At 33.6% G+C, this 11,418-nt stretch carries 16 protein-coding genes; all 16 read left to right on the top strand.

Annotated elements, in window-relative coordinates:
• The first annotated feature begins 145 nt into the window (after positions 1–145).
• The 16 genes from JWG40_RS15535 to JWG40_RS15460 all read left to right on the top strand — a co-directional run bounded on the left by JWG40_RS15535 (position 146) and on the right by JWG40_RS15460 (position 11,122).
• Positions 146–457, top strand: coding sequence for a type II toxin-antitoxin system MqsR family toxin (locus tag JWG40_RS15535; protein WP_205286695.1), 312 nt, complete (start codon positions 146–148; stop codon positions 455–457).
• Positions 454–843, top strand: coding sequence for a type II toxin-antitoxin system MqsA family antitoxin (locus tag JWG40_RS15530; RefSeq protein WP_205286694.1), 390 nt, complete (start codon positions 454–456; stop codon positions 841–843). The genes JWG40_RS15535 and JWG40_RS15530 overlap by 4 nt, the downstream gene beginning before the upstream one ends.
• A 189-nt stretch (positions 844–1,032) precedes the next feature.
• The gene (locus tag JWG40_RS15525) at positions 1,033–1,842 is read left to right on the top strand and encodes a hypothetical protein (RefSeq protein WP_205286693.1); all 810 of its coding nucleotides are present in this window, start codon (positions 1,033–1,035) and stop codon (positions 1,840–1,842) included.
• A gap of 760 nt (positions 1,843–2,602) precedes the next feature.
• Positions 2,603–2,863 (top strand): type II toxin-antitoxin system HicA family toxin, encoded by a 261-nt coding sequence (locus tag JWG40_RS15520; protein WP_205286692.1) that lies wholly within the window; start codon positions 2,603–2,605, stop codon positions 2,861–2,863.
• The gene (locus tag JWG40_RS15515; protein WP_002989029.1) at positions 2,860–3,213 is read left to right on the top strand and encodes a type II toxin-antitoxin system HicB family antitoxin; all 354 of its coding nucleotides are present in this window, start codon (positions 2,860–2,862) and stop codon (positions 3,211–3,213) included. The genes JWG40_RS15520 and JWG40_RS15515 overlap by 4 nt, the downstream gene beginning before the upstream one ends.
• A gap of 242 nt (positions 3,214–3,455) precedes the next feature.
• Entirely contained in the window at positions 3,456–3,755 is a 300-nt protein-coding gene (locus JWG40_RS15510; protein WP_205286691.1) for a type II toxin-antitoxin system Phd/YefM family antitoxin, read from the top strand.
• A 2-nt stretch (positions 3,756–3,757) separates the two neighbouring features.
• On the top strand, positions 3,758–4,192 hold the full coding sequence (locus JWG40_RS15505; RefSeq protein ID WP_205286690.1) for a PIN domain-containing protein: 435 nt from the start codon (positions 3,758–3,760) through the stop codon (positions 4,190–4,192).
• Between the two features lie 362 nt (positions 4,193–4,554).
• On the top strand, positions 4,555–5,118 hold the full coding sequence (locus JWG40_RS15500) for a hypothetical protein (RefSeq protein ID WP_205286689.1): 564 nt from the start codon (positions 4,555–4,557) through the stop codon (positions 5,116–5,118).
• A 368-nt stretch (positions 5,119–5,486) separates the two neighbouring features.
• Positions 5,487–6,359 (top strand): SH3 domain-containing protein, encoded by an 873-nt coding sequence (locus JWG40_RS15495; protein WP_205286688.1) that lies wholly within the window; start codon positions 5,487–5,489, stop codon positions 6,357–6,359.
• Positions 6,360–6,595: 236 nt separating this feature from the next.
• The gene (locus JWG40_RS15490; RefSeq protein ID WP_205286687.1) at positions 6,596–7,300 is read left to right on the top strand and encodes a phospholipase D-like domain-containing protein; all 705 of its coding nucleotides are present in this window, start codon (positions 6,596–6,598) and stop codon (positions 7,298–7,300) included.
• A gap of 665 nt (positions 7,301–7,965) precedes the next feature.
• Positions 7,966–8,403, top strand: coding sequence for a putative toxin-antitoxin system toxin component, PIN family (locus JWG40_RS15485; RefSeq protein WP_205286686.1), 438 nt, complete (start codon positions 7,966–7,968; stop codon positions 8,401–8,403).
• Positions 8,396–8,656 (top strand): toxin-antitoxin system HicB family antitoxin, encoded by a 261-nt coding sequence (locus JWG40_RS15480; RefSeq protein WP_205286685.1) that lies wholly within the window; start codon positions 8,396–8,398, stop codon positions 8,654–8,656. Before JWG40_RS15485 ends, JWG40_RS15480 begins: the two co-directional genes overlap by 8 nt.
• Positions 8,657–8,956: 300 nt before the next feature.
• Entirely contained in the window at positions 8,957–9,262 is a 306-nt protein-coding gene (locus JWG40_RS15475) for a type II toxin-antitoxin system Phd/YefM family antitoxin (RefSeq protein ID WP_205286684.1), read from the top strand.
• A 6-nt stretch (positions 9,263–9,268) separates the two neighbouring features.
• Entirely contained in the window at positions 9,269–9,706 is a 438-nt protein-coding gene (locus JWG40_RS15470; protein ID WP_205286683.1) for a PIN domain-containing protein, read from the top strand.
• A gap of 184 nt (positions 9,707–9,890) precedes the next feature.
• Positions 9,891–10,370 (top strand): hypothetical protein, encoded by a 480-nt coding sequence (locus tag JWG40_RS15465; RefSeq protein ID WP_205286682.1) that lies wholly within the window; start codon positions 9,891–9,893, stop codon positions 10,368–10,370.
• Positions 10,367–11,122: a hypothetical protein gene (locus tag JWG40_RS15460; protein ID WP_205286681.1), complete on the top strand. Its 756-nt coding sequence runs from the start codon at positions 10,367–10,369 to the stop codon at positions 11,120–11,122. Before JWG40_RS15465 ends, JWG40_RS15460 begins: the two co-directional genes overlap by 4 nt.
• The last annotated feature ends 296 nt before the right edge of the window (positions 11,123–11,418 follow it).

Raw genomic sequence — 11,418 nt, 5'->3', positions numbered from 1 at the left:
ATAAACCAAGAAAGGTTTCCAAAAAGCGTTACCCTTCTCCTGCAGCATAACCGTTACCCATGTCTTGAAGTCATACCAAAATTCGATTAAAATATAATTATTTTAAGTAATTGACAATGTCTACCTTTTAATTAAAATAGAAACTGTGGAAAAACGTGTCTGTCATTATCCTTTAAAAAGGATCAAAGAACTGATAATGGAAGGAAAGTTTTCAATTACAAAAAATGCTCAAAAAACTGCGATTGAACAATTTGGATATGGTGAGACTGAAATTATTAATGAAGTTCTAAATTTACATAATTCTGATTTCTTTAAATCAATGACTTCACATAATAATCATTTGCTCTGGCACGATGTTTACAAAAAGGAAAGCAATCATTATAAACTTTATATTAAAATCCAAATTTCGAACAGTAATACCTTAGTTATTTCTTTTAAAGGAGATGAAAGCATATGAAAGATAAAAAATGGATCGATTGTCCTGTCTGTGGTGAAACAAATTCTATGGTTTTTAAATCCGATGTCTCTGAAAATTTCAATATTAAAGATTATGGGAACATTAAAATAAATAACTTAGAAGGTTACTTTTGCAGAAATTGCAGAGACGGGATTCTTAATAGAAAATCTCAAAATCACATTAATGCAACAATTGCTGAATTTAAAGCTAAAAAAGATGCTGAAGTCACTGTAGCTGCGGATCTAATAAGTGTTGATGAAATGGCAAAGAAGTTAAAACTATCTCGCCAATCTATCCATAAAATGATGAACATTGGAAAAATCAGGTATGTATTCGTTGGAGATATAAGATTGCCATTGAAAAACCAAAAAGTTTCTCATAAATAACGGTCCAGCGCATAACAGCGTGGAAATGCTGCGCTTCGGCACTTACGGCCTCGCTTGGCCTGCGGCACATTCCTCTCCGTCACGCTTTGTTGCTCCCGCAAAAAGCGCGCCGACGCTAACGCCTCTGCGAGGCTCAGCTACGAGGAACGTCGTCTCCACTAGTTCGTTATACGAAAGTGCTTAAAAATAATGACTAAACTAGAAAAATTCTTAATCTTCATAGGAATTATGGGAATACTAATAGTAATTATTCCCATATTTCTATATATTATTTTCTTCGGACTTAATATAAGTCATGATCACCGACTTTGGGCCGAATCTGGTGATTTTTTTGGCGGAATATTAAATCCTATCTTAGCATTTCTTAGTTTTATCGCTTTATTACTTACTATAAATATTCAAATAAAAGAACATAGAGCATCAATTCACGAACTTGAAGAAACAAAAAGAATTCATTCGGAACAATCTGTCATTTTCTCAAATCAAAATATAGAAATCATTAAGGATAAGTTTGAAAAAAGATTCTTTCAATTGATAGAAATACATAGTCGATCAGAAGACAAATTATTTTATAAAGGTTATGCAGGTACTCTCGCTTTTCCAATCATTGAGCAAGATATAACAAGAATAATCGAAGAAAATTGGATTAAACAAAACAAAGAATTTATTCAAAAAATTCAGGACTATTTTGACGGCAATAGTGAAATTTTTGATCCATTTTTCCGTTCGCTCATGTTTACAGTCGATTTTGTCCTAAACTTAAAAACTAAAAATATTTTTAACCAGGATGAACTTGATTTCTATTTTTCAACAATCAGATCTCAACTTACAAAATCTAAAATGAATGTCATATTCTTTGCAGCAACAGTATTTCCTCATCCGGAATTTTCTAGAGAAAAATTAAAAAAATCGAAACTAGTTTTGAATATCTCTCATGTAAACTATATTCAAGAACTAACGACGAGATTCCCTGAATTAGTTAGTCAATTCTATTTATAATAAGCACCTTCGTATAACAGCAACTAACCGCTTCGCTTCGGCACGAGGCCTCGCTTGGGCTGCGCCACATAGGCTTCTGGCACTCCCCTTGCAGTCGCAAGTGTCGTTCCAGTCCCTAACGTCCCGTTACCGGGACTCAGGGCCAGCCTACGTCGGTTAGTCTAGTTCGTTAATTGCAATTGGTTAATTCTACTCAAAAAAACCAGCGCGCAATTTTTCTTAAAAAGCTATAGTTCAACTTTGATCAATTCGATAATCGATTTTATTACTTTGTTAATGATTCAAGCACTTTAAAGAAAAGAATAAGAAGCAAGAGGTTTATTTCGCTCAACTTCCTATTAAGTTTTGATCACGGTTTCCATGTTGCAAAAATGATTGCCGGGCTTTGAAGACAAAGAAAAAAAAAGAAAATTTGCGCGCTGGGAATTCACACACTTCGTATTAGTAGCAAATACTACACAAAACCAACTGCAATTAACTTCCGCTATCCACTGCGCTTCGGGACTATCGCCCTCGCTTGGCCTTCGGCACATTCCTCTCCGTCACACTCCTTGCAGAGCAAGGAGATGTGCCGACGCTACCGCCTCCGCACGGAGGCTCAGCTCCGAGGAACGTCGGATAGCTGTGTTCGTTATGCGACATGAGCTAAAACTTTATTCTATTACAAAAAGCTATTTAGAAAACGTAAAAAATAAGAAACTAAAAAAATGCAACTGATTTCTAGTTGCTTTTTTGATGCCTTTATTTAGGCTAGCCGTAAGTGTCCAAAAAAGATAAACTTTTAACTAGAATTTTAACTAAACCAAAGGATTTTACTTACGATGAACTCAGAAAACTTTTAAATGGGTTTGATTACATTCAAGATAATTCAGGAAAATCTTCTGGTTCAAGGGTTGCATGGATACATGAAAAGGGAAAACATGTGATTCGTCTTCACAAACCTCATCCTGGTAATATTTTAAAATCCTACCAAATCAATCAAATTTTAGACGAATTAAAATCTGAAGGGTATATAGAATGAAAGATCTAATGGAATATAAAGGATATCTTGGGTCAGTGCATTTTGATTCCGAAGATGAAATTTTCTATGGAAAAATTGAAGGAATTGAAGATTTAATTTCTTTTGAAGGTAAATCTGTTAATGAAATTAAAAAGGCATTCATCGAATCTGTTAATGACTATCTTGAATTATGTTTAAAAGCAAAGAAAGATCCAGAAAAGTCTTTTAAAGGTTCATTCAATGTCAGAATTCCTACTGAACTTCATAGAAGAGCCTATCGAAAATCATTGATAGAAGGAATTTCCTTAAATCAATTTGTTCAAAAAGCAATAGAAAAAGAAATAAAGGAAGAAAAAGCTCACGTCGCATAACAGCAACTAACCGCTTCGCTTCGGGACGAGCCCTCGCTTGGGCTACGCCACATAGGCTTCTGGCACTCCCCTTGCCTGCGCAAGTGTCGTTCCAGTCCCTAACGTCCCGTTGGGACTCAGGGCCAGCCTACGTCGGTTAGTCTAGTTCGTTATGCGTAATGGGTTAAAATTTGCCTAAAATCAGTAAAAAAATAGGGAAACTAAAGACTTGACTAAGTAGTCCCGGTGACTACTATTTCCTTATGAAATCAATAGGAATAAAAGATTTAAAGAATAACTTAAGCAGTTACCTCGAATTCGTAAAAAAAGGCGAAACTATTCTTATTTTAGATAGGAACAATCCTATTGCCGAAATTAAAAAATTTTCTACCATTGAAAACAAAACTGAATTATACATTAAGGAATCAACTGAAAATAATTCAATCATACCAGCTAAAAAATTCAAAACTGTAAAAATACCTAAATCTAGAACTTTCAAAGGTCTATCAAAAGAAGATATATCTAAAACTTGGAAATCAATATATAATGAAGAGAGAAGTTAATTTTGGCATTATATATCGATAGCAGTTTCTTATTAAACATCTTTTACTCGGAAGATAATTTTCAAAAATATTTAGAAATCTTCAATTCAAATGATAAGAAATTTAGTTCAATATTATTGGAAATCGAATCATTTAGATCGTTGAATCTCTTTTATAATTTAAATAAAAAGTCTTTAGATAAAGCATGGTTGACTGAATCAGAAAATATTCTAAATGAATTACTTTCGCAAATTAGTTTAAAAAACTTAGATTTTGACATTCAATCCGAAATAAGAAAGAATAGGAATATTTTAGAATTAAAATCTCTAGATGCCACTCATTTAGCCACTGCAATTCATTTTAGAAGAATGATATCGGATGATTTAATCATTTGTACATTAGATGATAAATTAAGGAAAGTATCTAAGAAATTCGAATTTAAAATATTTCCTAAATAGTTTAAGCAATAACCCACTACGCATAACAGCGTGGAAACGCTTCGCTTCGGCACTCACGGCCTCGCTCGGGCTGCGCCACATTCCCCTTCTGGCACTCGCTTGCATACGCAAGCTACGTGACCAGTCCCTAACGTCCCGTTCGGGACTCAGGGTCGGGGAACGTCGTCTCCACTAGTTCGTTATACGCCATATCAAAAAAAACATTTCAATTCAGAAATCTAAAAAAAAATAAAGAATATTAATGAAATACTGTTAATAATTACGTGCTCTTAATCTGCATTTAATACATTATTTCCATGAAGATAACTAGTTAAATTACTCTTCAGAAATTTTGAATTATCAATCCTAATGAAATAAAAATTATGAACAAATACTTCCATCTAGCTTTATGGGCTGTGATCTTCACTAGCCTAGAATTTTGTTATGAATATAAATTTAATTCTATTATCAAAGTAAAAATTGATAAAATCTTACAGGAAAATTCAAATATCAATGTAATTTTTGGTGATGAATTTTTGATAAGAAACGGTTATAATAGGGCCATGAATGGTATTTCAAAAGAATTGGTTAAATGCAATACTGCTTACCATAAAATAAGTGTAAAAACATTCGAATATAAATTCCTCCATTACCGTTCAGAAGATAGACTTCCTTTAAACGAAAGAAAAGTAGATATGAATTTGACCATCAATTCATTTGAGGACATATCTGATGAAATTACGGAAGCGGAATTGGTAGCATATTCAGAGCATAGAAATGATCTATTATTTCGCATTAGATTTAATATGATTAGATCCCTTGCTCCAATTTATAAAACGTATTATTATCGAGATCCTGGAGTCGATTCAGGTACTTTTTTAGGAAAAGAAATCTGTAATATAATTCTTGAAAATAATAAAAATTTAAAGTTAAAGAACAAAAATTAACTCAACCCATTTTTAAGGTTTAAAATAATATTTTGACAAATAAATTTACTTAAAATGTATAATAAAAAAGGAAAAATTCAATTCTTTGATACGGCGTATAACAGCATGGAAACGCTGCGCTTCGGCACAAGGCCTCGCTTGGGCTGCGCCACATTTCCCTTCTGTCACTCGTTTGCATTCGCAAACTCCGTGCCAGTCCCTAACGTCCCGTTCGGGACTCAGGGTCGGGAAACGTCGTCTCCACTAGTTCGTTATGCGAAATTTTCGAATTTTTTAAACAAATATCTACTCATATGAAAAAAATATTCTTAATTTCAATCACACTCTCGATGCTATTTTGTAATTCGGAAGAAAAGAAAATAGCAATTGTGAATACTAATTCTGGTTTAATTTTAAGAGAAAAACCTACTAAGAATAGTAATAAAATTGTTTTATTACCTGATAAGACTAAAGTAAAAATAATTTCTGAATTAACAATTTCGGATCAAGTTGATGGTATAAATGGTAAATGGATTAAAGTTCAATTTAAAGATTCAATTGGATATGTCTTTGATTATTATTTAGTATTCGATTCTGAAATTTCAGAATTAAAAAATCAATTCTGCATTAATTCTGAATATAGAATAAAAAAAGTAGAAAAAACATCTATTCAAATCCAAGATAAACTTATCTCAAAACAAATAGTAAACGGAATAAACTTCCTTGAGTATTCAAAACTAAACTCTAACAAAAAAATTCTAATAGAGAATCGGAAACACTTTTTTTCATCTTCCTATACAAATGAAAACTTTTACGGCAACTACAAAGAGTTTAAGACTTTGTTCATATCTCAATGGGATGAGACTACGGGAGACTTTGCGGACACTGGATATAATCTATATTTTACTAATACTAATCCAATTCATTATATTAATTTTCATCCAAAAAATCAGATTGCCAATTGTATTTATTCAGTTGTAGCAAGCTACGCTATTCCAAGAGTAATAAATAAATACTTAGAAAATACTATTATAAGTCATGTATCTTACCCAAATTGCGATTTCGAAAATCCTCCTGAAAACCTTAATCCAGATACCTCAATTTCTACAATACCTACCTCTTTTAGTACTAATAGCTTCCTAGTTTTAGAGATAAGCGAAAATAAAATAAATTTCAACGAATTTTGCGATAACAATTTACCTACTCCATTGAAAGGTAATTTAAATATATATAAAAATCTTGATTTTAAGCCTTTACAATGAACGAAAACTGCGACTAACAACGGCTGACACGCTACGCTCGGGACTTGCGCCCTCGCTCGGCCTACGGCACATTGTCCTCCGTCACGCTTCTTGCTCCGCAAGAAGACGCGCCGACGCTAACGCCTGCGCAGCAGGCTCAGCTACGGACAACGTCGTGTAGCCTAGTTCGTTAGGCGCAATTGTCTAAGCATATCCTTAAAAAAGAGTTTAATTTTAATATATTTTAGAGAGCATATATGACCAAATTCAACTTAAACAACCTTAAAATAAAAGGATCTCATGGCAGTGATTTTTCTTTGAATAATCACAATGGTATCTTTCAAAATATAAACGTCGAAGTATATTTTAGAGAATTAGAAAATGCAATTATATCTAAAATTAATGAAGCAGATTACATTTTCGGCTGTGTCGCATGGCTAACTAACTTTAAAATTTTAAAAGCATTATCCAACTGCGAAACTTTTATTATTGTTCAAAAAGAAGATTTTTTGCGCCCAGATGCAGGCATTAAAAGCAAAAAAGTATATAAAGAAAAATTAAGATCTTCTTACAATTCCCTAAGCTGTAATCTGAATTCACACTTAATGCAAAATAAAGCATTACAAATCATTGGAGGAAGTTACGGTTTTGATTTTGTTGAACCAATAAGATGCGTAGGTATGACAAGTAAGTTAAATAAAAGTATACCAAGAATGCATAATAAATTCATTATTTTTTGTAAAAACGATGATTATAATTTTGTGGAGCCATATGCTGTATGGACCGGGTCTTTCAACTTTACCAAAAATGCCATATTTTCGTTCGAAAATGCAATTTATATAAATGATAAAAAAGTTGCAGATCGCTATTTTGAAGAATTCGGTCAGATTGCGGCCTTATCTGAACCATTAGATTGGGAAACGGAATATATTAAGCCTGAGTGGGAAGAGGCATTTTCCTAGACAGAAAACGACAACTGCGCCTAACAGCGGCTAAACACTGCGCTTCGGGTCAAGCCCTCGCTTGGCCTTCGGCACATTCCTCTCCGTCACACTCCTTGCAAAGCAAGGAGATGTGCCGACGCTAACGCCTGCCCTGCAGGCTCAGCTCCGAGGAACGTCGTTTAGCCTCGTTCGTTAATTGCAATTAGTTGATCAAAAGAAGAAAACGCGCAAATTTTTTTAGGAAGGTGTTGTCGATTTAAGCTTTGGAAGAGAACAATTAAATCTTTTCTCTCCATTTAAGTGCAGTTTGCATTTTTTGCTTTTAAGAATTAAGAGAAAATTTGCGCTCACTTTTGTTGACCTTTCGACTTAAATATTTTACTATACGAACTAACTGCAATTAACAGCGGCTTACCGCTCGCTCAGGGCCTTATCCACTTCGCCTCAGATTTCTGAAAAAATCTGGATCTCGTGGGGCCTTCGCTCGGCCTAAAGGCACATTCCGTGTTACGCTAACGCCTCTTTCAGAGGCTCAGCTACACGAAACGTCGGTAAGCCTAATTCGTTATACGCAAGTTGCTAAAAATCAAACTATTCCTCAAAATAATAAAAATTAAGAAATTAAACCAAAAGTTTAATAAAATTTAGTAGATTTATGATAGCATATTTGATATCATTAGTCTGTGCGGGTAACCATTGATACAAATGTTTTATATCAAGCTCTCAGAGACAGTAGAGGTGCTTCGCATTTTATATTAACTTTAGTTGAAAATAGACAAATTGAGTTAGCTCTATCAACTCCAGTTTTTGTAGAATACTCTGATGTTTTACTTAGAGATAAATCTTTGTCGGATTTGGGTTTTTCAAAGAAGGAAATCAATCTTGTTTTGGACTTCCTTGCTTTGGTGGCTACGCCTTTTTCAATTAACTATTTACTAAGACCAAATCTTGGGGACGAAAACGATAATCTTTTTGTTGAACTTGCTTTTGCAAGTAACAGTCGATATCTAATTACTTCAAATATTAAAGATTTTAACGAAAATAAAAATCTTAAGTTTGATTCTTTTAAAGTTATCACTCCTACCGATTTTGCTAAATTTTGGAGATTAAATTATGAATAAAAAAAATGTTCTCACTATTCGTATCCCTGAAGATCTTAAAGAAAGAATTGAGAAAACTGCTGCTACGCAAGGTGTTTCTCTTAATCAATTTGCTTTATATGCTTTTACTAGAGGTATCAGTGATATTGATACTGCTAACTTTTTCAAAAAACGAATTCAAGGAAAAAATAAAGACTCAATTGAAAACGGATTTAAGAAAGTTTTGGGAAAAGTCGGAAAGAAAGATAAAATCCCAAGTTGGGATAAACTATAATTCTAAAATAGCAACCAGCGTATAACAGCATGGAAACGCTGCGCTTCGGCACAAGGCCTCGCTTGGGCTGCGCCACATTTCCCTTCTGTCACTCGTTTGCATCCGCAAACTCCGTGCCAGTCCCTAACGTCCCGTTACCGGGACTCAGGGTCGGGAAACGTCGTCTCCACTAGTTCGTTATGCGAACATGCGGTCAAAATTATCTAAAACAGAAAACCGCCATAAAAAAAATGGAAAATGTCATTTTATTCTGATTAATTTATACTTGACAAAAGTAGTCAATGTAGTCACAATTAGTTCATGATATCCGTCGGCATTAGAGAACTGAAATCACACCTTAGCCAATATATTGAATTAGTTAAAAATGGAGAAAATGTTCTTATTACAGAACATAACAGAGTTGTTGCCGAATTAAAATTCCCTGAAAAAGAAAATAGTAATAATAAAATACAAATGATATTAGATAAGCTTACTTCTGAAGGAAAGCTAATTCCAGCTAAACGTAAATCCACAATTATCAATAAATTAATTAAAACCCAAACAAACGGAAAAAAACAAATAGATTGGTGGGCAATTTACCAAGAATCGAAGGAAGATAAATTTTAATCTCAAATGGTTTATTATATCGAAACCAGTATTATTCTCTCTCTTATTTTAGGTGATCATTTCCACAATAAAGCAATAAAAATATGGAATACTCCTAGTGAAAAAGTAAGCTCAATTTTAACTTTAATTGAGGCTACTATAGTAATCAGACGATTTTACAAGAATCAAAAGAAGTCTCTTTCATCTCAATGGCTTTCTAAACACGAAAAACAACTTAAAGAACTTCTTTCGGAATGTAATTTAATGAAAATAGATGAAAGTATTCAATCAATTATTGAATTAAAGAAAGAAATTGCTGATTGTAGATCTTTAGATGGGATTCACGTTGCAACTGCAATTTTTCTAAAAGACTCTATGCATTCCTCAAATTTTGCTTTCTATAGTTTTGATAATAGAGTTAATGAAGTTGCTGGAAAATTCGGGCTAAGACCGCACGTCGCATAACAGCGTGGAAACGCTGCGCTTCGGCACTTACGGCCTCGCTTGGCCTGCGGCACATTCCTCTCCGTCACGCTTTGTTGCTCCCGCAAAAAGCGCGCCGACGCTAACGCCTCTGCGAGGCTCAGCTACGAGGAACGTCGTCTCCACTAGTTCGTTATGCAACATCACTCAATGGATATTTAAATAAATGGAACCAGAGATAAAATACAAACCTATTGATTTACAATTTCAAAACTATATTTCAAGATCAGAAACTGTTTTGCTTCCACATAACTGGAGTGTAGAAAACGAAGTAGATCACATATATTCAGAAAACACTGTAACAATTAGTAAATTATTTAAGATTAATAACATACCTGTCTCAATATATGGATTCAAAGAAGATTCAAAAATTACCAACAACAGGAATATTGAATGGGTTTCTCCTATTATTTTTCTTTCAGCGGCATTAATTAGCAATAATCCAGAAATATCTTCACTTGCGATAAGTATTCTAGCTAATTATTTAACTGATCTATTTAGAGGAAATAATAATAGTCCAAATGTCAAAATTAGCCTATATTTCGAAAATTCAAAAGGTGAAATAAAAGAAGCTAGTTATAGTGGCCCTACTTCCGGATTACACAAATTCAAACAAAGCATTGAAGAGTTTTCTAAAATCAAATGAAGGATTCTACTAAAACAATTCCAGAAATCTTTAATGAAACCATTAAATCTGCAGATAAATCCTTAGATTATCTTCCATTTTCAACGGATACTACTTTACAAGAAAATATACTTGTAGAATTAAATCAGTTAATTCCTTGGATAAAAAGTGCTAAACTTAGTTTAGCTCAAATCGGTGATGGAGAAAAAGCAAATGAATTCCTATATCTACAATCATCCATTTACTCACTAATTTCAATTTTGAAATGCCTACTTAATATTAAAAAAAATGATTTCGAAAAAGCTTGGATGGATATAATTGATGCTGAAGAATATATTGCCCTTGGTCTACGATTAACATCTGATCCAGAATTTCTAAATCACATATCAAAACATAGAGAAATGCTTGAAAAAACTATGTTTCCTAAAATTCCAATATATAGCAGCATCGGAGCAATAGTCAAAGGAGGAAAATGTAATATTTGCCTCACAAATTATGAAAACTGCAATCATATTGAAGGATTAATTTACAAAGGACAACTTTGTCGAATTGTTGATCAAACAAACATTGAAATAAACCATACTGCATTAGTAAAGAATCCTCGAGATCGAAGATGTATACCTCTTAAAATCGAAAATTCAAACCAGAAAATGGAAAATATTTTTACTAAAATAGAATCTGATTTATCAGAAAAAGATCTTAAGGCAAAAAGCCACAATGGAATGTTAATGGAATTCATTGCTTTTAATAACAACAGAATTGATACTGATTAAAGTGACGTCGCATAACAGCGACTTACCGCTACGCTTCGGCACAAGGCCTCGCTCGGGCTACGCCAAATTCCCCTTCTGGCATTCGCCTTGCATTCGCAAGCTACATGCCAGTCCCTAACGTCCCGTTGGGACTCAGGGTCGGGGAACTTCGGTAAGTCTAGTTCGTTAATTGCAATTAGTTGATCAAAAGAAGAAAACGCGCAAATTTTTTTAGGAAGGTGTTGTCGATTTAAGCTTTGGAAGAGAACAATTTAAGCCTTTCTCTCCATTTAAGTGCAGTTTGTTATTTATGCTTT

The organism is Leptospira abararensis, assembly GCF_016918735.1.
Classification (GTDB): Bacteria; Spirochaetota; Leptospiria; order Leptospirales; family Leptospiraceae; genus Leptospira_A; species Leptospira_A abararensis.
Note: the sequence above shows the minus strand (reverse complement) of the source record. Positions and strands in the feature narration are given on the sequence as shown.

Bases quoted from the DNA above. Each gene is read 5' to 3' on its own strand.
- JWG40_RS15510 (WP_205286691.1), top strand. From the start codon at position 3,456: ATGAAATCAATAGGAATAAAAGATTTAAAGAATAACTTAAGCAGTTAC.
- JWG40_RS15465 (WP_205286682.1), top strand. From the start codon at position 9,891: ATGGAACCAGAGATAAAATACAAACCTATTGATTTACAATTTCAAAAC.
- JWG40_RS15475 (WP_205286684.1), top strand. From the start codon at position 8,957: ATGATATCCGTCGGCATTAGAGAACTGAAATCACACCTTAGCCAATAT.
- JWG40_RS15460 (WP_205286681.1), top strand. From the start codon at position 10,367: ATGAAGGATTCTACTAAAACAATTCCAGAAATCTTTAATGAAACCATT.
- JWG40_RS15490 (WP_205286687.1), top strand. From the start codon at position 6,596: ATGACCAAATTCAACTTAAACAACCTTAAAATAAAAGGATCTCATGGC.
- JWG40_RS15480 (WP_205286685.1), top strand. From the start codon at position 8,396: ATGAATAAAAAAAATGTTCTCACTATTCGTATCCCTGAAGATCTTAAA.
- JWG40_RS15500 (WP_205286689.1), top strand. From the start codon at position 4,555: ATGAACAAATACTTCCATCTAGCTTTATGGGCTGTGATCTTCACTAGC.
- JWG40_RS15515 (WP_002989029.1), top strand. From the start codon at position 2,860: ATGAAAGATCTAATGGAATATAAAGGATATCTTGGGTCAGTGCATTTT.
- JWG40_RS15470 (WP_205286683.1), top strand. From the start codon at position 9,269: ATGGTTTATTATATCGAAACCAGTATTATTCTCTCTCTTATTTTAGGT.
- JWG40_RS15530 (WP_205286694.1), top strand. From the start codon at position 454: ATGAAAGATAAAAAATGGATCGATTGTCCTGTCTGTGGTGAAACAAAT.
- JWG40_RS15525 (WP_205286693.1), top strand. From the start codon at position 1,033: ATGACTAAACTAGAAAAATTCTTAATCTTCATAGGAATTATGGGAATA.